The sequence below is a fragment of the Roseovarius amoyensis genome (genome assembly GCF_003260265.1).
GTDB classification, from domain to species: domain Bacteria; phylum Pseudomonadota; class Alphaproteobacteria; order Rhodobacterales; family Rhodobacteraceae; genus Roseovarius; species Roseovarius amoyensis.
In genome coordinates this window covers 242,359-267,920 of sequence record NZ_QITQ01000003.1, presented here as the reverse complement: position 1 = coordinate 267,920, position 25,562 = coordinate 242,359, and the positions used below count along the sequence as shown (strand labels likewise).

Here is a 25,562-nt window from a genome sequence, read left to right as displayed (position 1 = left end):
AACGGTTTCATTCCAAGGCCTAATCGCAAATTTTACCATCTGGTAAAGGGGTTGCTCTGTAATAGGTGCGGGTGGGCGTTGCCCCTCCGTCAATTCCCGATAAAAGTACTAGGAAACAGTTGACCTGCTTTTTTGCTCGGCTTACCAAACAAAAGACTCGGAAAATGCAGGGAGACGGAAGTCATGACCGACGAAACCGACAAGCCGCGCCGCGAGATCGTCGCGCGCCGCACCCTGATGCTGGGCACGCTCGCGGCCGCCGTCACCGGGGCCGCCGCTGCGGCCGCGCCGATTTTGCCGCAGGACGGGCACGCACCCGGGCACATGCTGCTGGCCGCCGGCGAGGGTGAGGGCGAAGGCGAGGGCGAGGGTGAAGGCGGAGAGGGCGCCGTGCCGGACCCGACCGCCGCGCTGATGCGCGACCTCGGTTTCATGCAGGGCCACCTGCGCGCCGGTCTGGCGCTCTACGAGGCGGGCGACCTGGACGCCGCCCGCACCCATATGGGCCACCCGATCAAGGAAAAATACGACGCCGTCGCCGCGCCGCTGGCCGAACGCGGTCTTGATCGGCTGAAGGCCGAGATCACCGCGCTGGCCGACGCGGCAGAGGCCGGGGCACCCATGGCCGAGATCAGCCAGCTATATGACCGCGTCGCCGCCACCATCGACGAGGCCCGCGCCGACGCCCCCGTTGCGCACCGCATCGCCGGGCTGATCGCGCTGACCCGCGTGGCGGGCGACGAATACACCGTCGCCACCGAGGGCGGAAAACTGGCCAACCTGCACGAATACCAGGACAGCTGGGGCTTTCTGCAGGTGGTGCGCGACCGGCTGACGGTAATGACCGATGGCGCTGATGCCGATGTCGCCAAGGCCGCGCAAAAGATGCTCGATGCGGTCATGGCCACCGACACTGTATTTGGGGATCTTCAGGGGCAGGGCGATTTCAACATGGACCCGGGCGCGATCTTCGGCGCCGCCGCGCGGATGGAATTCGCCGCGGTCCGGCTGAAATAGGAACGCTGCCCCATGTTCATTGTCATCGGTGACGTGCTCGACAAGCACATGCTGGCCACGCTGCACGAGGCGGCGGAGGGGCTGGACTTTACCGACGGCAAGTCCACCGCCGGCCGTTATGCCCGCGACGTCAAGGCCAACCTGCAGGCCAGCCCGGGCGAGGCGCTGGAGGCCGTGCTGGAACAGGTGCGCAAGCGGCTGATGGCGAACGAGGTCTTTCGCTCGGTCGCGCGCCCGCGCGGGTTCGCCCGGATGCTGGTGTCGCGCTACGGGCCGGGGATGGAATACGGAACCCATGTCGATGACCCGATCATGCAGGGCGCGCGCACCGACCTGTCCTTTACCCTGCCGCTCAGCAGTACCGAGGAATACGAGGGCGGCGGCCTGGTGATCGAGGACGCGATGGAGGATCGCGTGATCCGGGTGGAGGCCGGCGACATGGTGCTTTACCCCACCTCGGCGCTGCACCGGGTCGAGCCGGTCACGCGCGGCGAACGCATGGCCGTGGTCGGCTGGGTTACCAGCTGGGTGCGCGACCCCGCCCGCCGCGAGGTGCTGCACGATCTCGACGTCGCTGCGCGTGCGCTGTTCGACCAACAAGGCAAGACGCCGGCATTCGACCGGCTTTTCAAGGCAAAAAGCAACCTAATGCGGATGTGGGCCGATGACTGACCTCGACGCACCAGGCAGCCAGACATTCCAACCCCGAGGAAAACAGACATGAAGACCACACTGAAAATCCTGGCCGCTTCCGCCGCTATCGCGTTTGCCGGCATGACGCCGGGCATGGCCGAGGAAGGCGTATCGCATTACGAACCCGAACCGTCCGAAACCCTGGCGCAGGCGATGGACAACTTCGTCACCTACAACCGCCGTATGGAAGAGGTGCTGGCGCGTGATCCGCTGACAGGGCAGGACATGGAAGAAGTGCACCAGCTGACCTATACGATCGAGGTGGCGCTGGCCAGGATCAACGAAGAACTGGGCGCGCTGCCCGCCGTTCTGGAAGAGGTCCACCTGTCGTCCGAGGGCGACAACCCGGCCCGGCTGAAAGGTGTGGGCGAGGTTTACCTCGAAACGGCGAAACTGCTCGACCGCTAGGCCGGGGACGGTCCGGCTTGACGCTGGTATCCGGCGGCGGTCTGTGGCAAATCCCGTATCCTGACCGCTGCCGCCGACCGGAGCCCCGATGACGACCGAAAACCTTCTGCACCGCCTTGCCTGGGTCGTCGTCGCCGTCTGCGTGGCGCCGATCCTGGCCGCTGTGCTGGCGGCGTTCACCGGCGATATGCAAACCTGGTCCGAGGTCCTGTCGACGGTGATGCCGCGCTATGCGCGCACCACGCTGATCCTTGTCGTGATCGTCGGCGGTTCGACCGCCGTGATCGGGTCGGTCACGGCATGGCTGGTCACGGTCTATCGCTTTCCCGGTGTGCGCTGGCTGGAGGTTGCGCTGGCGCTGCCGCTGGCGTTTCCGGCCTATGTGATGGCCTATGCCTATACCTATCTGCTGGATCACCCCGGCCCGGTGCAGACGCTCTTGCGCGATGTCACCGGCTGGGGGCCGCGCGATTACTGGTTCCCCGAGGTGCGCAGCCTGGGCGGCGCGGCGCTGATGCTGACGGTGGTGCTGTACCCCTATGTCTATCTGCTGGCGCGGGCATCGTTCCGGCAGCAATCGGCCAACGCCTTTCTGGTTGCGCGCACGCTGGGGCGGTCCCCGGCGCAGGCATTCCTGCGGGTGGCGCTGCCGATGGCGCGGCCGGCCATTGCCGGGGGCGCGCTGCTGGCGGTGATGGAAACCATCGCCGACTATGGCACCGTCGCGTTCTTCAACGTCCAGACCTTTGCCACCGGCATCTACCAGGCGTGGTTCAGCCTGGGCGACCGCCCGGCGGCGGCGCAGCTGTCGTTGTGCCTGCTGGCGTTCGCGCTGCTGGTCGCGGGGTTGGAACGCGCGCAGCGGGGCCGGGCGCGCACCGCCGGGCGCGGCGTGCGGTTCGAGGCAATGGAACGCCCCCGCCTGACCGGCGCCGCCGGATGGCTGGCCTTTGGCCTGTGCCTGCTGCCGGTTCTGCTGGGCTTTGTCATTCCTGTGGTGATGCTGGGGACGATGGCGTTTGGGTCGGGGCAGGACCTGCTGTCGCCGCGCTATGTGGGGCTGATGCGCAACTCGGTCACCGTGGCCGGGGTCGCGGCGGTGCTGACGGTGATCGGCGCGGTGCTGATCGGGTTTCGCGCCCGCACCCGGCCCACCCGTACCTCAAAGCTGATCGTGCTCGGCGCGGGTATGGGCTATGCCGTGCCGGGGGGCGTGATCGCGGTCGGGCTGATGGTGCCGATGGCCGCGCTCGACAACCTTATCGACGCGGCGATGGAGGCGCGTTTCGGCATCGACACCGGGCTGCTGATTACTGGGTCGATCTGGCTGATGGTGGTGGCCTATTCCGCCCGCTTCATGGCCGCTGCGCTGAATGCCTATGACAGCGGCATGGCGACCATTCCGCACCATTACGACGCCATCGGCCGGTCGCTGGGGCAAAGCGGACCGCGCCTGCTGTGGCGGGTGCACCTGCCGGTGGCGCGGGCCTCGGTTCTGACGGCGCTGCTGATCGTCTTTGTCGACGCGATGAAGGAACTTCCCGCGACGCTGATCCTGCATCCGTTCAATTTCCAGACGCTGGCGGTGCAGGCCCACCGCCTGGCCGCCGACGAACGCCTGGCCGAGGCGGCGGTGCCGTCGCTGGTGCTGGTGGCGTTCGGGCTGGTGCCGGTGGCGATTCTGTGCCGGTCTCTGGGCAGCGAGGGGCAGGGCGGGCGCGCCGCCCGGCTGGGCACGGCGATGACGGCGGGCTGAGCGCGCGGTTTCGCGTTGCACCCCGCCACGCCCTGACACTATCTTGCGCGTGACCCGAGGCAGGAGCGACAAGACACATGACAGACCCCACCCCGTTCCGATCGTCCCTGCTGGAGATAGAGCCAGGCTGGATCGACTATAACGGCCATCTCAACATGGCCTATTACTCGGTGTTGTTCGACCGCGGCGGGGACGATCTGTGGGAGCAGCTGGGATTCGGGCCGCAGTACCGGGCCAACACCAACCACACCACCTTTTCGGGGGAATTCCACATCCGCTATCTGAAAGAGGTAAAGCTGGGTGACAAGCTGTACTCGACGATCCGGATCATCGACCATGACGAGAAACGCTTTCACACGTTCCAGGAACTCTATCATCAGGATGGCTGGCTGTCGGCCACCGGCGAGGGGCTGACGCTGCATGTCAACCTGGACGGGCCAAAGGTGGCGCCGATGCCCGAGGCCATCCAAGCGCGGCTGCGGGCCCTGGCCGAGGCGCATGCCGGGCTGCCCCTGCCCGAGGGGGTGGGCCGACAGATAGGCATTCCCCGCAAGGGATGAGGCGGGGTGTCGCCGGGCCGCGTGAATTGGGTGCCGGCAATGCAGCGCAGCAGATCAGACACCCGCACCGGCCCCAGAGCCTGTAATGCCGGCACTTCGGGGCCCCGGATCAGGCCCGGGGCGGGTGTTTTCAACGTGTTCTGATCGCGCCCAATCAGCGTTGCGGCATCGGTCTGAGGTTTGCCGACATGCGGCGGCCCCGGAGAATGGCCTTTCTCAGAGCCCCAGCTTTGCCGTGACGATCTGGTTGACGGCCTTGGGGTTGGCCTTGCCGCCGGTGGCCTTCATCACCTGGCCCACGAACCAGCCCGCCAGCTTGGGGTTGGCCTTCGCCTTTTCCACCTGCGCGGGATTGTCGGCGATGATCTGGTCGACCGCGGCCTCGATGGCGCCGGTGTCGGTGACCTGTTTCATGCCGCGTTCCTCGACGATCTGCGCCGGATCGCCCCCTTCGGTATAGACGATCTCAAAGAGGTCCTTGGCGATCTTGCCGGAAATGGCATCCGATGCGATCAGGTCAACGATCCCGCCCAGTTGATCGGGGGAAACCGGGCTGTCGGTGATGTCGTGGCCTTCCTTCTTCAGGCGGCCGAACAGTTCGTTGATGACCCAGTTGGCGACCATCTTGCCGTCGCGGCCTTGTGCTGCGGCCTCGAAATAGGCGGCGCTTTCGGCCTCGGCCGTCAGCACACCGGCGTCGTATTCCGACAGGCCGAATTCGATCACGAAGCGAGCCTTCTTTTCATCCGGCAGTTCGGGCAGCGACGCCTTGATCGCGTCGACCCATCCCTGCTCGATCTCCAGCGGCAGCAGGTCGGGGTCGGGGAAATAGCGATAATCATGCGCCTCTTCCTTGGACCGCATCGAGCGGGTTTCGCCCTTGTCGGGGTCGAAAAGGCGGGTTTCCTGCACCAGCTCGCCGCCGGCCTCGACGATGGCGATCTGGCGGCGCGCCTCGTACTCGATTGCCATCTGGATGAAGCGCATCGAGTTCATGTTCTTGATCTCGCAGCGGGTGCCGAGATGGCTGAAATCCTGCGTTTCCATGTACTTTTCATAATCGCCGGGGCGGCAGATCGAGACGTTGACATCGGCGCGCAGGTTGCCGTTTTGCATGTTGCCGTCGCAGGTGCCCAGGTAACGCAGGATCTGGCGCATCTTGCCCACATAGGCGGCGGCCTCTTCGGGGCCGCGAATGTCGGGGCGGCTGACGATTTCCATCAGGCAGACGCCGGTACGGTTGAGATCGACAAAGGACATGTTCGGGTCCATGTCGTGGATCGACTTGCCGGCGTCCTGTTCCATGTGGATGCGCTCGATCCGCACGCGCCGCGCGATGCCCGGCTCCATGTCGACCAGCACCTCGCCTTCGCCGACGATGGGGTGGTAGAGCTGGCTGATCTGATAGCCCTGCGGCAGGTCGGGGTAGAAATAATTCTTGCGGTCAAAGGCCGAGCGCAGATTGATTTCGGCCTTCAGCCCCAGCCCGGTGCGCACCGCCTGTTCGACGCAGAATTCGTTGATCACCGGCAGCATGCCGGGCATGGCCGCGTCGACGAAAGAGACGTTCGAGTTGGGTTCGGCCCCGAACCGGGTCGAGGCGCCGGAAAACAGCTTGGCGTTGGAGGCCACCTGCGCGTGCACCTCCATCCCGATCACCAGTTCCCAGTCGTGTTTGGCCCCGGCGATCACCTTGGGTTTGGGGGCCTCGTAGGTCAGGTCAAGCATGCGCGCCGCTCCGTTTGCGTGTCGATCCGGGTTCTAGACCGGCCCGGGTGGACGGGCAAGGGGCAGGGCGGTGCCCGTCGGGTGGGGGGCAATTCTGCATGCCGGTTCACAGCGCCGCAGAAAGGCGCGTTCGGCGCGGCGGGGGCACACAGGTGACGGATTTGACGCGGTTCGGCTATTGCGGATGGATACGGAAGAAGAGTGCATAAAGAACCGGTACGGCGACAAGCGTCAGCACCGAGGCGAATGCGAGGCCGCCCATGATCGTCACAGCCATCGACGCAAAGAAGGCATCCGGCAGGAGGGGGATCATTCCAAAGATCGTCGTGCCGGCCGCAAGCACCACTGGGCGCAGACGGCTGACCGACCCGTCAATAACCGCCTTGTAATCCGCAACACCCTCGGCCCGTTGCAGGTCGATCTCTTCAACCAGAACAATAGCGTTCTTCATCAGCATGCCCGAGAGCGACAGGAAACCAAGCAGGGCCGTGAACGTAAAGGGCAGCCCTGTGAACAGCAGCCCCACGACCATGCCCGTCACCGACATCGGTACGACAAGCCACAGGATAAGCGGCTGGCGGACCTTGTTGAACATCAGGATCGAAATCGTCAGCATCACGAGGAAACCCAGGGGAAGCTGTTTGCCAAGGCTCTCCTGTGCCATCTGGGCACTTTCGAATTCGCCGCCCCATTCCATTGCGTACCCGTCGGGAAGCGGGATCGCCTCGATATCGGCCCGGACACTTCGAAAGGCTTCATCCGCGGTCAGGTCGCTGCGTGAACCGCCGAGGGCGGCGATGGTCCGCTCCCGGTCGCGTCTGTGTATCAGCGCCTCGACAAGGCGTGTTTCGAAACGCTCCACAAGGTTTGTTATCGGAACGTAGGACCCGGCCCCATCGGACCAAACAGACAGGTCGCGAAGACGGTCAACCCCGTCACGTTCGCTTTTGGGAAGGCGAAGTAGGATCGGGATTACCTCGTCGTCCTCGCGCAGTTCACCGACACGCAGACCGGACGTTCCATATTGGATGGTGTCCGCAATCGCGCCGCGCGTTGCACCGGCCAGACGCATACGTGATTCATCCACGATGGGTTCGACAAGGATCTCTCGCTGACGCCAATTGGTACGCGAATTGGTGATTGTACCAGCATCCTCGTAAATCCGCATGGCATCATCCGCGAGCTGGCGCAGAATGACCGGATCGGGCCCCGAAAACCGAACCGCCACGTCGGCACCGGCCGGCGGGCCGAACACGATCTCTTCGACGCGGATCAGGGCGTGGGGGAATTCGGCGGGCAGATCTTGGTTCAGCCGGCTCGCGATGGCCGGGATCGCCTCGGCGTCGGCCACCCGGACGATAAGCTGACCATAGCTTGGGTCCGCCTGCTCGGGACTATAGGTCAGCATGAAACGGCTCGCGCCGCGCCCGACAAGGGTTGTCACATCCGTTACGCTGTCCTCGGCCAGAAGCATTTGCTCCAGCCGCCTCATCTCATCGTCGGTGACGTTGATGTCGGTCCCCTGCGGCATCTGGACCTCGACGTAAAAGATCGGGGTGTTCGAAGCGGGGAAAAAGGCCTGCTTGACCTGTCCGAAGGCCATGACAGACCAGACGGTAATTCCCACGATTATCAGGACGACCAGTACCCGGCTACGCAGAGCCAGCCAGAGAAACCCCCGGTACATCCCATAGAACGCGCCCTTGTACGGATCGTCCGAGGCCTCTTTGGGCGCCCGAAGCAGCAGCTTGCCAAGATAGGGCGTGACGGTGACGGCGAGTGCCCAGCTCATCAGCAGCGAGATTGCGATGACCGCAAAAAGCGAGAACAGGAACTCGCCGGTCGCGTCAGGCGACAACCCGATGCCGGAAAAGGCCATGATCCCTATAACTGTCGCGCCGAGCAGCGGGATCGACGTGGCGCTTTCGGTCTCGGCGGCGGCGTCTTCCGCAGACTTGCCGCGCGACACACCGATCACCATGCCCTCGGTAATGACGATGGCATTATCGACCAGCATCCCCATGGCGATGATCAAGGCACCAAGGCTGATCCGTTCCATCGCGATGCCGAAGACCGACATGAAGAACAACGTCGAAAAGACGGTCAGCCCGAGAGTCGCGCCTACCACCAGGCCCGCGCGCCAGCCCATGGTCAGCATCAGCGCGGCAACGACAATGCTGACCGACTGCCCGAGACTGATGAGAAAGCTCGAAACGGCCTCGTCGACGACGACGTGCTGTTCGTAAACCGGAATGATCTCGACACCTTCCGGCAACGCGGCCTTGAGCCGTTCCAGACGAGCGGAGACTGCCTTGCCGACCTCGACCACGTTTCGGTCTGTCAGCGCCGAAACACCAAGGGTGAAAGCCGGGGCTCCGTTCTGGCGAATGACCTGGCTGGGCTGTTCGGCCTCTTCGCGGGTCACGCGGGCGATGTCATAGACCGCCACCTGACCGACTTCTCCCGCCACGCCGAGCCGAAGTTCCTCGATACCCTCCGGACTGACATAGCCCGGCGGAACCGACAGGCTGATCCTCGCGGGGCCCTCAGTAATCTCACCGTTTGAGAATACCTGGTTTTCCTCGGCGAGAATGCCAAGGATCTGCTTTGGCGGAAGGCCCAGTTCGGTAAGGCGCGACGACGGGACCGAGATGTTGATCACCTCTTCGGTGAGGCCCTGAACCTCGACCTTGGCGACCCCATCGACCGTGACCAGCCCAAGCCGAAGCGTCGTGGCCAGATCCCGCTGCTCCGATGGGCTCAGATCTTCGGCCGTCACCGCATAATACATGCCGTAGACGTCGCCGAAATCGTCGTTGATGATGGGCGGACGTGCCCCGGCGGGGAGGTTTCCCTCCAGATCACGGATGCGGCGGCGCATCTCGTCCCACACCTGAGGGATCTCGTCCGGACCATAGGTCATCTCGATCTCGACGGTGATCTGAGCCATGCCCGGCATGGACTTTGATTCCACGCGGTCAAGCTGCTTCATCTGTTGCAGCGCATTCTCGACGACGTCGGCGACCTCTTCTTCAACCTCCACGGCCGTGGCGCCGGGATAGGGTACGAAGACAAGCGCCGTCTTGAGGGTGAAGCTGGGGTCTTCAAGGCGGCCCACGGTATTCAGCCCCCAATAGCCGCCAACGACGCAGAAGAGGATGACCAGCCAAACCGCCACAGGGCGCTTGATGCTTGCACGTGAGATACTAAGTGCCATGGGTCTGTTCGCGTCCTGCCAAGATATGGGTTCAGAGCCCCGAAACCGATACGGTCTGATTATCCCTTAGCCGCCACCAACCGCCGGAAACGACCAGCTCATTGCCCTCCAGGCCATCCAGAACGACGATCTCGTTATCGAACGGAAGGCCCAACCGGACCGTCCTGCGCGCGACCTGGCCAGACGATTCCTGATAGACCCAGATGGACGGCTCGGTTCGGCTTGTCGTATCCACCGCCGAAACCGGAACGACAACGGATTGCGGGCGGTTTTCCTCGGACGCGGTCAAGATCCGCACATCCGCCGTCATCCCGGGCAGGAGGCGCGGATCGATATCACCTGTGATTGCAAATTCCACGTCGTAGGTCTGCGCGGTCGGATCGGCATCGGTCGCAAACGAACGAAGGACGAGCGGCGCGGTGTAACCCGGCACTGCAGGAAAGCGCGCGGCGATGTCGAAAGCGTCGGGCGCCGAACGTGCAATAGCCGCGAGTTCTTCGGGCAGCGAAATAATGATCCGCATCTCGCTGACATCCTGCAGGCGCGTAACTGGCGCGGCCGAGGTAACGTTGACGTACTCCTCGACGAAGTTACGCGCCACCATCGCGTCGAAAGGCGCAACGATTTGGGTCTGGGACAGGCGCCGTTTGGCCTCGCGAAGGGCTACGTCTGCCTGTGCGAACTGGGCGCGCGCGGTATCGAGGCGCGCATCGGCTGCGACCCCCCGCTTGGCGAGACTTGACGCGCGCTCGAGCTCGGAATTCGCAAGGTCAAAAGAGGCCTGAGCCCGATCAACGGCAAGATCAAAATCGGCTTGATCGAGTTCCGCGATCACGTCGCCCTCGTGAATTCTGTCGCCGGGCTCAACGTTGAGCGAATTGATCTGCCCCGGCACCTGGAATGCAATGTCCACCGTGCGGGCAGGTTCGACGCGGCCGGCGACGGCGCGGGATTGACTGACGACGCGGCTAAGCGCGCGGGTCACTTCGACCGTGACCGGCCGATCATATGCGGGTGCACCCCGCGTGTCGGCCTCGGCGTCTCCGGCATCTGTTTCCGGCTGGGCCAACACATCAGTCAGCGACCCCGGAAGGAATGGCACAGCAACGGCCGCCGCAGTCGCTATCGCAATCACCAAAGCGATCCGCTTCCAACTCCGGTTATTCTTGTTCGAGTTCATCGATCGTTGTCCTTAATCGTTCGATGACGCGTTCTTTGATCTTCGCGCCGCCACCCGGAAGTCTCAGAAGTCTTTGGAACCGCGCCCCCTGGGTCGCCAGGGCGGCAACCACGGCGGCCGGAGCGTCTTGCGTGTCGGTCGGGATACGCTCAAGGTCGCCGGACAGATCAGGCCAGAGCAGATCAGACAGCCCGGAAAGCAAGGCCTTCTTAGTCGGGTAATTGTAAGCCACTCCACCCTTGCCGAGGCCTGTCTCCTTCGCGACTGCGTTTATCGATATGTTGCCTGCTCCCTCACGCGCGGCGATCGTGCGCCGCCCCGAGAAACCTCTGCGATGCGCTTTCGGATCCCGCTGGGTGTTTCCGCTTTGTCATCACTGTACCGTCTGGTCGGTTGAGTTCCGGCGACAAATAGATTGCGCAACCACTTGCGTCAAGCGTTCGGTCAGATCCGTTCTGAACAGGGGGCCGTGGCGCCCCTGGACGCACGCGGGCGCGGGCGGTTGGCCCCTTCAACCCAAGCTATTCCCCGCGTCCTTGTCCCAACCTGGCACACGCGCATGTCTGCCAGGTTGGAGCATTCAAACAACGCTCAATTCATCGTCTGCAAAGGCACCCTCATCCTTCCATCGTTCCGCGATTTGTCCCAGTGCGTCCAGAACACCACGAAGGTCGTTGCCACGGGGCGTCAAGCCATAGGTGACTGCGGGGGGGATCGTCTCGGCCTGTTCGCGCCAGATGACCCCTGCGCCCTGAAGCATCCGCAGGCGTTCGGTCAGCATGCGGGTCGATATTCCCGGCACGGCGCGTTTCAGCGCACCGAACCTTTGCGGCCCCTGATCGCTGAGGACCCAGATGATATAGGTCGTCCACGGACCCATGAGCAGACGAAGAATGGAATCCATCGGGCACTGTGGCGGGGTCTTGGGCATCGGAGTTTCACTTGATTGAATGGTAGTTACTTTTCCGTACCTACTTTATTTTACGCCGTAAATCAACTATTCCGCATCGGGCGAACGGCGCCCGAAGGTTTGCTGCCAGCCAACAAGGACCATCTGACATGACCCGCATGCCAACAGTATTTATTCCGCATGGGGGCGGCCCGTGCTTTTTCATGGACTGGAATCCGCCTGACGAATGGGACCGGCACCGCCAGCACCTGCAGAGCCTGCCCGCGATGTTGCCTGAGCGCCCGAAAGCGCTCGTGGTGATTTCCGGCCACTGGGAGGAACCCGCATTCACAGTTCAGAGCAACGCCGCCCCGCCGCTGCTGTTCGACTATGGCGGATTTCCGCCGCACACTTATGAATTGACCTGGCCCGCCCCCGGCGATCCGGTGCTGGCGGACCGCGTTCACGATCTGATCCGTGCCGCCGGGCTTTCGGCCGCGAAGGATACTGCGCGCGGTTTTGACCACGGCGTCTTTGTCCCGCTCAAGGTTGCCTTTCCCGATGCCGACATTCCCTGCGTTCAGCTGTCGCTTGCCAGTGATCTGGACCCCGCACGCCACATCGCGCTGGGTCAGGCCCTTGCGCCCCTGCGCGACGAGGGCGTGCTGATCATCGGCAGCGGCAACACCTATCACAACATGGGCGTGATGATGCAAAGCATGCGGGGCGGGCCACGGGGCGACACGGCTGGTACCGAATTCGACGCTTGGCTGACCGACGCGGTGACCTGTCCCGATCCTGACGAACGCAATCGCAGGCTTGCGCGCTGGTCAGAGGCGCCAGGCGGACGCGATGCGCATCCGCGCGAAGAGCACCTGATCCCGCTGCATGTCGTGGCGGGCGCAGCGGGCACCGACATTGGTCGCAAGACCCTGGAAGATCGGGTTCTTGGCGCAGTCGAAAGCGCCTTTTGCTTCGATTGAAGAAAACTCTGAAAAAGGAACGCGGCGACATGTCCAACGCATTCAAGGGCCCCTTCATTGTAACCGGCGCATCCGGTCAACTCGGCAGTCAGGTCATCGAGAACCTTCTGGCGCAGGGGGCTGAACGCCTTGTCGCGATCACCCGCACACCGGAAAAGCTCGCCGCGCTGCGGGAACGCGGGGTCGAAGTCAGGGCGGGTGATTTCAATGACCCGGCCACGCTCGGCGCGGCCTTCGCCGGCGGCGGGCGGCTGCTGATCATCTCGACGGATGACCTCGCGCCGGGCAAACGGCTCGCCGCGCATGGCAACGCCGTCTCTGCCGCCAAAGAGGCCGGTGTGTCACACATCGTCTACACCTCTCTTACCAGTCCGGACGGGAATAGCCCGATCGGATTTGCGGCGGATCACCGCGAGACCGAGACCGCGATCAAACAGACCGGAATCCCTCACACGATTTTGCGGAACTGCCTCTATGCCGATCTCTTGCTGATGAATGGGCAACAGGCTGTCGGCGCGGGCGCGCTATATGCTGCGGCGGGTGACGGCAAGGCGGGTTATGTTACCCGCGCCGATTGCGCGCGCGCCGCCGCCGGCGCCCTGTTGGCCGAGGCCGGTTCGTCGGTCCGCGATATCACCGGGCCCCAAGCCGTCACGCAGACCGAGATCGCCCAGGTCCTGTCCGAGATTGCCGGGAAAGAAATCCCGTATGTCCCGATCACCCGTGGCGCCCTGGTGGCGGCAATGGTCGAGAATGGCCTGCCGGAATTCATGGCGGATGTGTTTTCGTCCTTCGACGTGGCCATCGCCGAGGGGTATCTGGACGTCACCACCAGCGATGTGGAGGCGCTGACCGGGCGAAAACCGCAATCGGTCCGCGATTTTCTGCTGGCGAACAAAGCCGCTCTGACCGGCCTGGAATAACCAGATTTACGGAGACCCTGTCATGCTGAAGATACCGCCACGCAATGGACCAAGGCCCGTCACCACGCCGTGCGCCCCGCATACGCAGATCAGTCAAAACCCGGACACCATGTCCTATCGGGCGTTCAGGGACAGGGCTTTCGATTTCCCCTTTGTCACCCGCCAGCCTTCGCGGATATCGGTTCCGGGCGCCGAGGCACTCTGCCTCGAACATGGGCATGGATGCGGCTGCCGCGAGGCGTTCATGATCGGCAATGAATTTGCCCACGTCCACCCGCCGCAGGATGGCAGCCTGCACATGATGCTGCCGGAGGACGCCGTGCCGCAGATCGTCGAACTGGGCTGGGCAGAGCCGCATCCGATGGCCACGGCGGGCATGATCCCCTCAACCGCGGTCATGGTCTACGCGCCAAGGGACAATGCGGAAATCGACACCGTTCTTGATCTTTTGCAGCTGTCGTATGATTTTGCATGTGGCAGGCTCGGTCGGGTCGGCAGCGTCGTTCTGTAGCGGGATCGACCGAACGGTAAATTCTGAATCCTCTTAACTTGGTCTCACCCCGAGATTGTGCCCGATCCGCTGGTTCGTCGCGTCACACCCCACATCGCCCGCAAGGCGCGTCATGCACGCATATCTTACGCCCGGACGCGAAACCCTGAAGAAAGCGGTGATGGGCAACCGCCCCGCATTGCCGACGTCTTCAGAAGTCTGTTAGAGCGCATGGCACCGTCAATCCATGAAATAGAGCTTCTGACTTGCTCGGGTGACACCCGGTCGGTCGAAAATGCGCCAGGTGGCACCCGCCGATGCAGTCAGGAAGAGCTCAAATGACGACGCCGAGGGGCAAGGCGTATCCGACCGCTCAAGCAGGGCTGATCGGCGGGTTTACATGACCGCGAGCAGAGAGTTAATTGGTGAAGTCATCGGTCGAAGACTTCACGAAATCCGTCCCATAACAGCAATCGAGCACAACATGACAAATACCAGATATCTTTTCGTCGCAGCGATTGTATTGGCCGGGGCGGTGTTGGGTTTCCTGTTCTGGCAGGGCAACGGCAACGGCGTGGTTCCCGAGGGTTTCGCGCGCGGCAACGGGCGCGTTGAAGCGGTCGAGATCGATGTGGCCTCAAAGCTTCCCGGACGGATTGAAGAGATCCTGGTCCGCGAGGGCGATCTCGTCGAGGCCGGGCAACCGCTGGCCTCGATTGATATTCGTCAGCTGAAAGCCAACCGCAACCAGGCAGAGGCGGAATTGCGCCGTGCCGAGATCGCGGTCAAGAACGCCCGGCTGATGATCCAGCAGCGTCAGGCCGAAGTGCGCGCGGCCGAGGCGGTTCTGGCGCAGCAGCAATCGGCCCTTGATGCCGCGCAGCGCCAGTTCGCCCGCTCGGAGGCGCTGGCGGGAAACAGTGTCTCGTCCGAGCGGCAACTCGATATCGACCGCTCGAACGCGCTTGGTGCCGAGGCCGCGGTCGCCTCGGCCGAGGCGATGCTTGCGGCGTCACGGATCGGGGTGTCCGCGGCCGAAGCGGCAGTGGTCGGGGCCGAGGCCGCGGTGGCGGCGGCAAAGGCGACGATCGAGGCGATCGACGTACAGATCGAGGACAGCACGCTGAAGGCGCCCAGGCCAGGACGGGTGCAGTACATCGTTGCACAGCCGGGCGAAGTGATAGGTGCCGGCGGGCGCGTGATCAACATGATCGATCTCAACGACGTGTATATGACGTTCTTTCTGCGGACCGCCGCGGCGGGGCGTGCCGGACTGGGGACCGAGGTCCGCCTGATCCTGGATGCCGCGCCGGACATCGTCATTCCCGCCGAGGTCTCTTTCGTGTCGGACGTGGCACAGTTCACTCCGAAAACGGTCGAGACCGAGATCGAGCGCGAGAAGCTGATGTTCCGGGTCCGCGCACGGATCGCGCCGGAACTGCTGGAGAAATACCTCGATTACATCAAGACCGGTCTGCCCGGCGTTGCCTGGGTTCGGCTGGATCCCGCGCTGCCCTGGCCGGAGGCCGCTGACGGCACGGTGCTGGAATGACGGCTTCCGGACCTGTGGTACGGGCAGAGGGGCTTTCGCTTCTCTACGGCAAGGTCCGGGCACTTGACGCGATTTCGATCGACCTGCCGGCGGGGTGCATCGTTGGCCTGCTCGGCCCCGATGGCGTGGGCAAATCGAGTTTTCTGGCGCTTGTCGCCGGGGCGAGGCGGATGCAGGCGGGGCAGCTTGAGGTGCTGGGCGGTGACATGCGCCGCGCGGGCCACCGTGCCCGGATCTGCCCGCGGATCGCCTATATGCCGCAGGGGCTGGGGCGCAATCTCTATCCCACGCTCTCGGTGCGGGAAAATGTGGACTTCTTCGGCCGGCTTTTCGGCGAGAGCCGGGAAGAGCGCGACAAGCGGATCGCCGAACTGCTGGAGGCGACCGACCTGGCGCCCTTTTCCGACCGCCCGGCGGCCAAGCTATCGGGCGGGATGAAACAAAAGCTGGGCCTGTGCTGCGCGCTGATCCACGACCCCGATCTGCTGATCCTGGACGAGCCGACAACGGGCGTCGATCCACTGTCGCGGCGCGAATTCTGGGCCCTGATCGCGCGTATCCGCACCGCACGTCCGGGCATGAGCCTGATCGTCGCCAGTGCCTATGTCGAGGAAGCAGCGGATTTCGATCACTTGGTTGCGATGGACGACGGCAAGGTGCTTGCCGTCGGCAGCCCCGCCGAGATCATGAAACGCACCGGCGCCGCCAACCTTGACGAGGCCTTCATAGCGCTTCTCCCCGAGGAAAGGCGTGCCCGGCACCACGATCTGACCGTCCCGCCGCGTGACCCCGCAGGTAGCAATGGCTACGTCGTCGAGGCCGAAAACCTGACGGTCCGGTTCGGAGACTTCGCAGCGGTCAAGAACGTAAGTTTTCAGATCGAGAAAGGGGAGATATTCGGCTTTCTCGGATCAAACGGTTGCGGCAAGACGACGACGATGAAGGCGTTGACCGGGCTGGTGGAACCTGCCGAAGGCACCACGCGGATCGACGGCCGGACGGTCGATGCACGCGACATGGCCACGCGCAAGCGCATCGGCTACATGACGCAATCCTTCTCGCTGTATTCCGAGCTGACGGTTCGTCAGAACCTCGATCTTCACGCGCGGCTTTTCGATATGGCCCCCGCCGAGATCGGGCCCCGTATCGCCGAGCTTGCGCAACGGTTCGATCTTGAGGAGGTTCTCGACAGCTTGCCGCTGCGACTGCCGCTTGGAATCCGTCAGAGGCTGTCGCTGGCCGTGGCGCTGATCCACCGCCCCGAGGTTCTGATCCTGGACGAGCCGACCTCAGGCGTTGATCCGGTGGCGCGCGACATCTTCTGGCAGGCGCTCGTGGATCTGTCCCGAAATGACGGTGTGACGATCTTCATCTCGACCCATTACATGTCCGAGGCCACGCGCTGTGACAGGATTTCACTGATGCACGAAGGCCGCGTGCTTATCAGTGACACGCCCGAAGCCATCCGCGAAGGCGTCGGTGCGGCGACGCTGGACGATGCTTTTATCCATCATCTGGAACGTGCGCAAAGCAAGAGCGACAAGCCTGCGGACACGCATCAGGTGGATCTTGGCGCCGAGGTTTCGTCCGCGCCGCGGCGGCGCCGCGGACGGTTCAGCCTTGCCCGGCTGCTGAGTTTTTCCTGGCGCGAGTCGTTGGAACTGCGCCGCGATCCGATCCGCCTGACGCTTGCAAGCGTCGGCAGCGTGATCCTCATGATCGTGCTGGGATACGGCATTTCGATGGATGTCGAGGATCTCAAGTTCGCGGTGCTCGACTTCGACCAGACCATCGCCAGCCAGTCCTATGTCAACGACTTGGCCGGGTCGCTCTATTTCGACGAACAGGCGCCGCTTGTCGACCATGCCGACATCGACCAGCGGATGCGCGCGGGTGAGATCAGCCTCGCGTTGGAAATCCCGCCTGGTTTTGCGGCAGATGTCGAACGCGGCCGCCCTGTGGAGATCGGTGCCTGGTTCGATGGTGCCATGCCGATGCGAGCGAATACGGTTCGCGGCTATATCCAGGGGGTGCATTTTCACTGGCTGACCGACCAGCTGCGCTTGGTCTATGGCGAGGACGCCGTCGCCGGCAGCTACAGCCTGGAAATGCGCTATCGCTATAACCCCGATGTCGAAAGTCTGGCAGCCATGGTGCCTGCGGTGATCCCGCTTTTGCTGATGCTGATCCCTGCGATGCTTGCCGTCCTGTCCGTCGCGCGCGAGAAAGAGACCGGATCCATCGTGAACCTCTATGTCACGCCGGCCCTGCGGCTGGAATTCCTGTTGGGCAAGCAGGTGCCCTACGTCGTGCTGGGCTTTCTCAACTTCCTGCTGCTGCTGGCGCTGGCGGTGTTCGTCTTCGGGGTGCCGGTCAAGGGCAGCCTTCTGGCGCTTTCGGCGGGCGCGCTGATCTATGTCATCCTGGCCACGGGGCTGGGCCTGCTGATCTCGGCCTTCACCCGCAGCCAGGTCACGGCGCTGTTCTTTACCGCGCTGGCCACCCTGATCCCGGCCGCGCAGTATGGCGGCATCATCGACCCGGTCTCGTCGCTGGAAGGCATGGGGCGCGTGATCGGCGAGGTTTTCCCGACCAGCCATTTTGTCACCATCTCGCGCGGGGTCTTTGCCAAGGCGCTGGACTTTGGCGATCTGGCCGGATCCTTCCTGCCGATGCTTCTGCTGGTGCCGGTGCTTGTGGTGCTCGGAGCGTTCTTCGTGCGCAAGCAGGAGGCCTGAGCGATGCGTACCAAGCATGTGCTGTACCTTGCGATCAAAGAGCTTCGCGGGCTGTTGCGCGATCCGCTGCTCCTGGCGCTGGTGTTCTATGCCTTCACGCTGGACATCTATACCCACGCCACCGCCATGCCCGAGACGCTGAACCGCGCCACGATCGGCATCGTGGATGAGGATGCCTCGCCCTTGTCCCGGCGCGTTGCGGATGCGTTCCTGCCGCCTTATTTCGTAAGCCCCGACCAGATCGACATGGCCGAGATGGATGCGCGCATGGATGCTGGCATCGATACATTCTCGCTGGTCATCCCGCCGGATTTCCAGAGCGACCTGGTCGCGGGCGCACGGCCCGAGTTGCAGCTCAACGTCGATGCGACACGGGTCAGCCAGGCCTTTACCGGCGCGGGCTATGTCCAGGCGATTGTCGATCAGGAAATCACCGGCTGGACCGGGCAGGAGGCCGTGGCGCCGGTTGATCTTGCGCTACGCGCCCGTTTCAATCCGTCACTGGACCCGGGCTGGTTCGGCGCGCTGACGGCGGTGATCAGCGCCGTGACCATGCTGTCGATTATCCTGTCGGGGGCCGCGCTGATCCGGGAGCGTGAGCATGGCACGGTCGAGCACCTGCTGGTCATGCCGGTCAGCGCGGCCGAGATCATGACCAGCAAGGTGCTCAGCATGGGCGGCGTGGTGCTGGTGGCGGCAGGGCTGTCGCTGACCTTCATGGTGCAGGGGATTCTGGGGGTGCCGGTGGCGGGCTCGGTGACGCTGTTCCTGGTGGGCGCGGCGCTGCACCTGTTCGCCACCACTTCGCTGGGCATCCTATTGGCAACGATCTCGGGCTCGATGCCGCAATTCGCCATGCTGCTGCTTCTGGTTCTGCTGCCGCTGGAAATCCTGTCGGGTGGGATGACCCCGCGGGAATCAATGCCAGAGGTGGTGCAATACGTCATGCTGGCGGCGCCCAACACCCATTTCATCGCGCTTGCGCAGGCGGTGTTGTTTCGTGGCGCGGGGCTGGCGGTGGTCTGGCCGCAATTGCTGGCACTGGTGGTGATCGGATCGGCGATGTTCGCCTTTGCCTTGCGACAGTTCCGCGGCTTCCTGCGGTAACGCGGCGTATTTGCCTTCTGGCTACGCCACTTCAACCGTTGCGGATAATCTCTGAATCCTCGACGACCTTTTGCGCCAGCAGAAGGCTGCATCCCAGTGCGTCGCCCAACCCGGCAGCGACTGATCGGCTCATCCAGCGCGTCCACCGGCCTTGCTGGTGATGCCCGACGACGACCAGATCGGCGCCGGTTTCGGTTGCGACCCGGGTGATTTCCGCGACGGGGTCGCCGAACTCCATGCGGACCTCGGGCGCCAGGCCCATGGCGGAAAGTCTTTGATGGCCTTCGTCGAGGATTCCCTTGAAATCGGCTTGCTGGTGGGCAAGTGCGCCAGCATCCGCGCCCTGCGCCAGCGCGTTGCCCGCGACCGTCTCGACCACCGCCAGCAGGGTCACCCCGGCACCTGTGATCTGCGCAAGCCGCGCCCCTTCGCGCAGCGCCAGCCGCCCTTCGCGCGATCCGTCGAAACACAGCAGAATCTTGGCGTACATCGACAATGTCTCCGGGCGTAATGGCTCTTGCAAGATACTTGTGACCATACTAATTAGCCCTGCAACTATTGGCAAGCTAACGAAAGAAGAATTGATGCAGGTCGACGCCGACAAGATCGCACTCATGGAGTCTTTCGTACGTTCGCTGGCGTCGTCGTCGCGCATGTGGAGGCGGTATCTTGACCTCCGGTTTCGGGACCTCGACCAGTCCCAGGCAAGGTGGAGCGTGCTGTTCGAACTATCGCGGAATGAAGTGGTGACGCAGGTCGAACTGGCGCGCACCCTGGGGATCGAGGCGGCGACGCTGGTCCGCCTGCTGGACGGGCTTGAAGGCGCGGGTCTGATCGAACGCCGCCCCTCGGCCGCGGACAGGCGGGCCAAGACACTGCACCTGACCGAGGCTGCGTGCCCTCTGATCGTCAGGATGGAAGAGATTTCGGCGGCCAGCCGGGCAGAAATTCTTGAGGGCATTTCCCAGCAGGATCTGCGTATTGCAACAAAAGTCCTGAGCCGCATCGCGGCCAGGTTGGAGATTTTGAGCAGTGGTCAAAATGGATGACATGAAGGCCGTTGTCGCCAGTGCGGACGAGGTTGCCGAGGACAAGCTGATACCGTCCCCCCCGCCCAGGCGCAGCCGCACTAGATGGACCAGACTGATCGTGATCGGCGGCGTAGTTGCCGTTGCCGTCTGGCTGACCGCCCCGTGGCTGGTCGCGCGGTTCACGCAGGTACACATCAACGATGCCCGGATCGCCGCCAAGGTTGTCACCGTATCAAGCGAAGTCGCAGGAAGGATCACGGCGATTCCGGTGCTCGTGGGGGACGCCGTCGAAAAAGGCGATCTCCTCGCCGCAATCGACAGCGAATCTTCGCAGCCGCAGCTTGATTCAGTCCTGTCGAGGCTTGCCGCAACCGATGCGCAACTGGCAGAGCTTCGGGCACGCAAGGTGTTGCTCGAACGGCAACTCTCTGCGCGGCGGGACGCGGCACATGCCGGCATAGCCGCCGCAATTGCAAACCATGAGGCGTCACTCGCCGTACTGACGAACGCCCGGACCCGTCACGAGAGGGCGATCAAGCTGGCCGAGCAGAATATCACGTCGCAGCAAACCCTCGACGAATCCCAGGCGGCGCTGGACACCGCCGCCCAACAGGAACGTGCTGCTTTCGCGGCGATCGAAAGCGCGCGGGCCAGTCTGGCCATCGTAGAGGCCGACGGAGAGCAGATGAATGTGCTGGAGTCCCAGATCGCGTCCGTTATTGCCGGACGTGCGGGCACCGAGGCCGACCGCAGCCTCAAGGAAATCGACCTTGCGAACCGCACGATCACGGCCCAGTTCGACGGCATCGTTGATGGGACCTTTGTCGATGTCGGCGAATATGTGACGCCCGGGACGCGCCTTGTGATGTATCACGCTCCGGAAGACGTCTGGATCGACGCAAATGTCAAAGAGACCGACTTTGACAAAATCCACGTCGGGTCGCGGGCAAGCATCACCGTCGACGCCTTTTCGGGCCGGACCTTCGAGGGCGAGGTGATCGGGATGGGCGGTGCGGCGACCAGCCAGCTTGCGCTTTTGCCCAGTCCCAACCCCTCGGGCAATTTCACGAAAGTGACCCAGCGCCTGCCGATCCGCGTGTCGATCGACGCCGCCGATACGGAACTCAGACCCGGCATGATGGTCGAGGTTTATGTCGATGTCACAGATTGACCGATACTTCGAGCGTTACGGTCCCGCCTACAAGTGGATGGCGACAGGCTCGATCATGATCGCGACTATCTCGGTCGTGTTGTCCACGACGATCGTGAATGTCGCCATCCCGGCGGTCATGGGGGCTTTCGGCATCAGCGCGGTGCAGGCACAATGGCTCTCGACCGGCTTTCTGGCAGCCATGACCGCCACGATGCTTCTGGCCGACTGGGCCAACCGCGCTTTCGGAATGCGGCTGACGATGAACACCGCGATGGGCGTGTTCCTTGCGGGTTCGGTCCTTGGGGGGCTTGCGCCGAACGAGACCGTGCTGACGCTGGCCCGCGTGGTGCAGGGGGCGGCGGCGGGGGTTGTCCAGCCACTGGCCATGATCATGCTGTTCAAGGTCTTTCCACCTGACAAACGCGGCGCGGCCATGGGGATCTATGGCGTCGGCGTCGTGCTGGCTCCGGCTTTGGGTCCCTGGATTGGCGGCGTGCTTATGGACGCCTTCGATTGGCGCTTTGTCTTCTACCTGGGCCTTCCCTTCGCCGGCCTGGCCATCCTGCTGTCGAACCTGTTCCTGCCCACCCGCGAAGAAAGCGGGCCGATTCCGGGCTTCGACTTTGTCGGGGTGGCGATCCTGTCGGTCTTTCTCGCCGTGCTACTCGGCACGTTGTCGAACGCACAGCGGCTTGGATGGGATTCCAACATTATCCTGTCGGGTTTCACGGTTTCTGTTGCTTCGGCCATCGCCTTTGTCGCCTGGGAGTTGCATACTGCCAGGCCCATGCTCGACATGCGGCTATTCGCGAATGTCGCCTTCTCTTCGGCCTCGGTCGTTGCCTTCATCATGGGGGCGGGGCTGTTCGGCTCTACCTATCTGCTTCCTGTCTTCGTGCAGCAGATTCAGGGTATGACGCCCACGCAGGCGGGCCTTCTGCTGATGCCCTCGGGCTTTGCCATGCTGCTGGTCTTTCCCATAGCGGGGCGATTGTCCGACAAGGTGCCTACGCCGATCTTGATCGGCATCGGCATGCTGGTCTTTGCCTGGTCCTCGTGGCTGATGACAGGTGCAAATGTCCATACGACGTTCTGGGTGCTCGCCTGGTGGACGATCGTCTCACGCGTGGGGCTGGGCCTTGTATTTCCCGCCATTTCGGCGGGGGCGCTCAAGGTTCTGCCGCCGCACCTTCTTGGCCAGGGGTCGGGCGCTTCGAACTTCATCCGGCAACTTGGCGGCGCCTTCGGGGTGAACCTTCTGGCCGTGTTCATCGAGCGGCGCACAATCATGCACGCGGATGCCTTTGCCGCGACCCAGACCAGTGACAACGCCACGACGATGGAACTCTTGCGCCAGGTTGCGGGCCTCATGCACGCCTCGGGACTGCCAGACTCTCAGCTCATGCCGGCCGCTGCAAACTTTCTGGGTCAGACCGTGATGATCCAGTCCTCGAACGCGGCCTTTCAGGACGGTTTTCTTGTCGTATGCGGGATATTCCTGCTCGCGCTGATCCCGACCTGGTTCATGTGGCGTGCCCCTGCCTCTGGTGTCTAGCTTGCCGGTGGCAATCCCGCGGGGGTCGCGACAGCCGTTTTTCCCTGAACTGGTGAAGAAGGGTCAGCCCGGATCGGCAGGGGGGCTGGGGGTGCGGGACATCCGGGCGCATCTGCCCGTCTCTGTGACCTGAAGGGCCCGCCCGACCTGAACAGCCGCATCATCGATGCGGTGCTGAACCAGGTTCGAGAATGGCACAGCCGTGCTGGATCGCGTGTTCGGCAAATATCTGAACGGACTTGTCCTAGTCGCCGTCCGGGCCGAGGATTTCCTCGGTGTGTTCGCCCAGACCTGGGGGCGGGCGGTAATCGTGCCGGGCCGGGGTTTCGGAAAACCGGACCGGCGGTTTGGTGGTCCAGATCGGCCCCTCTGTAGGATGTTCGGTCTGCTGGAAAAAGCCGGTCGCGGCAAGATGGGGGTCGCCGGGCAGATCCGACAGGTTGCGCACCGGCATGGCGGGAATGTCGGTCTGCTCCATCAGGGCAAGCCATTCTTCTGTTGTTCGTGTCAGCGCAATTTGCGCCACCATATCGTATACGGCGCCAATGTTGCGGCTGCGGGCGTCCATGTCAGTGACCCAGGCGTGGTCGACCATGTCATCGCGCCCGACCGCCTTGAAGAAGCGCGCCCATTGCATGTTGGTATAGGGTAGAATTGTAATATAGCCATCTGCGGTCTGAACTGGGCGGCGGTGGGGGACCAGCATACGGGCATAGCCGAAATCCTGCGGGGTATCCTCGAACATTGCGCCGTCCATGTGCTCGGCCAGCAGAAACGCCGTCAGCGTTTCAAACATCGGCACCTCGACGTGCTGGGCCTGGCCGGTGCGTTCGCGGTGAAACAGGGCCGCCATGACGGCATAGGCCGCCGTCACGCCGCCAAGCTTGTCGGCGAGTATGGTCGGGGCATAGGCGGGCGCGGCTTGGGGGTCGCGCAATGTTGTCAAGCTGGCCAACCCCGAGATCGACTGGATGATGTCGTCAAAGGCGGGTTTGGCTGCATAGGGTCCGTCCTGCCCGAACCCCGTCGCGGAAACCGTGATGAGCTTTGGATTTTCGCGGCGCAGGATTTCGGGGTCGAGCGACAGGCGGGCAAGCGCTGCCGGCCGGATACTCGAGATCATCACGTCCGCATCGGCCAGCAATCGGCGCAGTTGATCACGATCGGTTTCGGTCTTGAGATCCAGTACGACGCTGCGCTTGTTGCGGTTGGTCCCCAGAAAGGCCGCGCCCATCAGGCTGTGGCGTGATGGCTGAACCTGCCGTAAAAGGTCGCCTTCGGGGCTTTCCACCTTGATCACATCGGCCCCCAGATCGCCCAGCATCTGCGTGGCCAAGGGGCCGAAAACCACCGACGTCAGATCGATCACCTTAACACCGTCAAGGATCGCGGGTTTTTTCTCAGCGGTCATTTATGTGCGTAACCTCCTTTATGTACTAAGACCGAACTCGGCGCGAATGGCTTTGCCATCTGCATCGAGCGCCGGCGAGGGGGCAAGTGTTATTTCACCGCCGCTGCGCCGGATCGGGGGCGTCGGGACATTGATTTCACCGGAGGGTGTGCCAATCGTCGACCTGTCGAGCTGCGGATGCACGGACAGGGACGCCACGTCGTTCACCGCCCCCGATGCAATGCCTGCGGCGTCGAGAAGCTTGAGCATCTCGGCGCGGTCATGAGAGGCGAACACCGCCTTGATGAGCGTTTCAAGTTCGGCTTTGTTTTCGAGGCGTTTCGAGTTGCTGTGGAACCGCTGATCGGCCGCAAGGGCGGGGTCCTTCATGATCGTTTCACAAAAGCGCTTCCACTCACCTTCGTGCTGCACGGCTATAACGACAAGCTGACCGTCCCCGCATTCAAAGGCCCCGTAAGGGCAGATCACTGTATGATTCAATCCGACACGCGGTGTCGTTCTGCCAAGGTAGTCGTGATAAAGCAGGGGAACCGCCATCCAGTCGGCCATCACATCGAACATGGCCACCGAAATGCCGCTTCCTTCGCCGGTGCAGTCACGCCCGACCAGCGCTTCGCATATCCCGGCATGGGCGGTCATGCCAGTGGCGATATCGCAGACCGAAACGCCAACCCGGCCCGGCCCGTCCGGGGTGCCCGTCACCGAGGCAAGTCCGCTTTCGCATTGCACCAGAAGGTCATAGGCCTTGGCGTTTCGCATCGGGCCGTCTTCGCCGTATCCAGTGATGTCGCAGGTCACGAGGCGCGGAAATTTCTGCCGCAGGGTGGCTGAATCCAGCCCCAGCTTCTTTAGCGCGCCGGGCAACAAGTTCTGGATGAACACATCCGCGCTTTCCAGCATCTTCAACAGGATCGCACGATCGTCTTCGTCCTTGATATCCAGCGCGATCGATTCCTTGCCCCGGTTGAGCCATGTAAAATAGGCGCTTTCACCGTTAACGGCGGAATCGTAGGCGCGTGCGAAATCGCCGACGCCCTTGCGCTCGACCTTGATCACGCGCGCACCGGCGTCAGCCAGCCGTGACGAGCAAAAAGGCGCTGCTACCGCCTGTTCGAGCGAGATAACGAGCTTGCCGGAGAGAGGGGACGTATTTGAACCTGACATGACTTTC

Annotated in this window: 22 protein-coding genes; 14 read left to right on the top strand and 8 right to left on the bottom strand. The window is 63.2% G+C overall.

What is annotated here, in order from left to right; all coding sequences use genetic code 11:
* Positions 1 to 183 precede the first annotated feature (183 nt).
* The 5 genes from DL899_RS05110 (at position 184) to DL899_RS05090 (ending at position 4,434) form a co-directional block, all read left to right on the top strand.
* Positions 184 to 1,017: a hypothetical protein gene (locus DL899_RS05110; protein ID WP_111732894.1), complete on the top strand. Its 834-nt coding sequence runs from the start codon at positions 184 to 186 to the stop codon at positions 1,015 to 1,017.
* A 12-nt stretch (positions 1,018 to 1,029) separates the two neighbouring features.
* The gene (locus DL899_RS05105) at positions 1,030 to 1,689 is read left to right on the top strand and encodes a Fe2+-dependent dioxygenase (RefSeq protein ID WP_111732893.1); all 660 of its coding nucleotides are present in this window, start codon (positions 1,030 to 1,032) and stop codon (positions 1,687 to 1,689) included.
* Positions 1,690 to 1,737: 48 nt separating this feature from the next.
* On the top strand, positions 1,738 to 2,118 hold the full coding sequence (locus tag DL899_RS05100; protein ID WP_111732892.1) for a DUF6746 family protein: 381 nt from the start codon (positions 1,738 to 1,740) through the stop codon (positions 2,116 to 2,118).
* Positions 2,119 to 2,206: 88 nt separating this feature from the next.
* Entirely contained in the window at positions 2,207 to 3,874 is a 1,668-nt protein-coding gene (locus tag DL899_RS05095; protein ID WP_111732891.1) for an ABC transporter permease, read from the top strand.
* A 77-nt stretch (positions 3,875 to 3,951) separates the two neighbouring features.
* Positions 3,952 to 4,434, top strand: coding sequence for a thioesterase family protein (locus DL899_RS05090; RefSeq protein WP_111732890.1), 483 nt, complete (start codon positions 3,952 to 3,954; stop codon positions 4,432 to 4,434).
* Positions 4,435 to 4,650: 216 nt separating this feature from the next.
* Here DL899_RS05090 and gatB read toward each other — a convergent pair whose 3' ends face one another.
* From gatB to DL899_RS05065, 5 genes are all read right to left on the bottom strand, one after another.
* A complete protein-coding gene (gene gatB, locus DL899_RS05085) occupies positions 4,651 to 6,162 on the bottom strand; it encodes an Asp-tRNA(Asn)/Glu-tRNA(Gln) amidotransferase subunit GatB (protein ID WP_111732889.1) in 1,512 nt (503 codons plus the stop codon).
* A 175-nt stretch (positions 6,163 to 6,337) separates the two neighbouring features.
* Positions 6,338 to 9,379, bottom strand: a complete 3,042-nt coding sequence (locus DL899_RS05080) for an efflux RND transporter permease subunit (RefSeq protein WP_111732888.1) — start codon at positions 9,377 to 9,379, stop codon at positions 6,338 to 6,340.
* A 31-nt stretch (positions 9,380 to 9,410) separates the two neighbouring features.
* Positions 9,411 to 10,559 carry an efflux RND transporter periplasmic adaptor subunit gene (locus DL899_RS05075; protein ID WP_204355250.1) on the bottom strand — a complete coding sequence of 383 codons (1,149 nt, stop codon included), beginning with the start codon at positions 10,557 to 10,559 and terminating at the stop codon, positions 9,411 to 9,413.
* Positions 10,540 to 10,791 carry a hypothetical protein gene (locus tag DL899_RS05070; protein ID WP_239494607.1) on the bottom strand — a complete coding sequence of 84 codons (252 nt, stop codon included), beginning with the start codon at positions 10,789 to 10,791 and terminating at the stop codon, positions 10,540 to 10,542. The genes DL899_RS05075 and DL899_RS05070 overlap by 20 nt, the downstream gene beginning before the upstream one ends.
* A gap of 348 nt (positions 10,792 to 11,139) precedes the next feature.
* Positions 11,140 to 11,490, bottom strand: a complete 351-nt coding sequence (locus DL899_RS05065; RefSeq protein ID WP_239494606.1) for a winged helix-turn-helix transcriptional regulator — start codon at positions 11,488 to 11,490, stop codon at positions 11,140 to 11,142.
* A 128-nt stretch (positions 11,491 to 11,618) separates the two neighbouring features.
* Between DL899_RS05065 and DL899_RS05060 the strand changes: the two genes are divergently transcribed.
* The 6 genes from DL899_RS05060 to DL899_RS05035 all read left to right on the top strand — a co-directional run bounded on the left by DL899_RS05060 (position 11,619) and on the right by DL899_RS05035 (position 19,241).
* A complete protein-coding gene (locus DL899_RS05060) occupies positions 11,619 to 12,431 on the top strand; it encodes a DODA-type extradiol aromatic ring-opening family dioxygenase (RefSeq protein ID WP_111732885.1) in 813 nt (270 codons plus the stop codon).
* Positions 12,432 to 12,460: 29 nt separating this feature from the next.
* On the top strand, positions 12,461 to 13,354 hold the full coding sequence (locus DL899_RS05055) for an SDR family oxidoreductase (protein WP_111732930.1): 894 nt from the start codon (positions 12,461 to 12,463) through the stop codon (positions 13,352 to 13,354).
* 22 nt (positions 13,355 to 13,376) lie between these two features.
* Positions 13,377 to 13,865 (top strand): luciferase domain-containing protein, encoded by a 489-nt coding sequence (locus tag DL899_RS05050; protein WP_111732884.1) that lies wholly within the window; start codon positions 13,377 to 13,379, stop codon positions 13,863 to 13,865.
* 463 nt (positions 13,866 to 14,328) lie between these two features.
* Entirely contained in the window at positions 14,329 to 15,396 is a 1,068-nt protein-coding gene (locus tag DL899_RS05045; protein WP_111732883.1) for an HlyD family secretion protein, read from the top strand.
* Complete coding sequence (rbbA, locus tag DL899_RS05040; RefSeq protein ID WP_111732882.1) at positions 15,393 to 18,134, top strand: ribosome-associated ATPase/putative transporter RbbA; 2,742 nt, start codon at positions 15,393 to 15,395, stop codon at positions 18,132 to 18,134. Before DL899_RS05045 ends, rbbA begins: the two co-directional genes overlap by 4 nt.
* Before the next feature lie 3 nt (positions 18,135 to 18,137).
* Positions 18,138 to 19,241 (top strand): ABC transporter permease, encoded by a 1,104-nt coding sequence (locus DL899_RS05035; protein ID WP_111732881.1) that lies wholly within the window; start codon positions 18,138 to 18,140, stop codon positions 19,239 to 19,241.
* A gap of 31 nt (positions 19,242 to 19,272) precedes the next feature.
* Here the strand turns inward: DL899_RS05035 and DL899_RS05030 are convergent, their stop codons facing one another.
* A complete protein-coding gene (locus tag DL899_RS05030) occupies positions 19,273 to 19,731 on the bottom strand; it encodes a universal stress protein (protein ID WP_111732880.1) in 459 nt (152 codons plus the stop codon).
* Between the two features lie 94 nt (positions 19,732 to 19,825).
* Here DL899_RS05030 and DL899_RS05025 point away from each other — a divergent pair, with 94 nt between their 5' ends.
* Genes DL899_RS05025 through DL899_RS05015 form a run of 3 tightly spaced genes read left to right on the top strand, consistent with a single transcriptional unit; the run spans position 19,826 to position 22,980 of the window.
* The gene (locus tag DL899_RS05025; RefSeq protein ID WP_111732879.1) at positions 19,826 to 20,290 is read left to right on the top strand and encodes a MarR family transcriptional regulator; all 465 of its coding nucleotides are present in this window, start codon (positions 19,826 to 19,828) and stop codon (positions 20,288 to 20,290) included.
* Positions 20,283 to 21,443: an HlyD family secretion protein gene (locus tag DL899_RS05020; protein WP_111732878.1), complete on the top strand. Its 1,161-nt coding sequence runs from the start codon at positions 20,283 to 20,285 to the stop codon at positions 21,441 to 21,443. Before DL899_RS05025 ends, DL899_RS05020 begins: the two co-directional genes overlap by 8 nt.
* Positions 21,430 to 22,980, top strand: a complete 1,551-nt coding sequence (locus DL899_RS05015) for a DHA2 family efflux MFS transporter permease subunit (protein WP_239494605.1) — start codon at positions 21,430 to 21,432, stop codon at positions 22,978 to 22,980. The genes DL899_RS05020 and DL899_RS05015 overlap by 14 nt, the downstream gene beginning before the upstream one ends.
* A gap of 244 nt (positions 22,981 to 23,224) precedes the next feature.
* Here DL899_RS05015 and DL899_RS05010 read toward each other — a convergent pair whose 3' ends face one another.
* Positions 23,225 to 24,391 carry a CaiB/BaiF CoA transferase family protein gene (locus DL899_RS05010; RefSeq protein WP_111732876.1) on the bottom strand — a complete coding sequence of 389 codons (1,167 nt, stop codon included), beginning with the start codon at positions 24,389 to 24,391 and terminating at the stop codon, positions 23,225 to 23,227.
* A gap of 18 nt (positions 24,392 to 24,409) precedes the next feature.
* The gene (locus tag DL899_RS05005; RefSeq protein ID WP_111732875.1) at positions 24,410 to 25,555 is read right to left on the bottom strand and encodes a CaiB/BaiF CoA transferase family protein; all 1,146 of its coding nucleotides are present in this window, start codon (positions 25,553 to 25,555) and stop codon (positions 24,410 to 24,412) included.
* Positions 25,556 to 25,562: the final 7 nt, after the last annotated feature.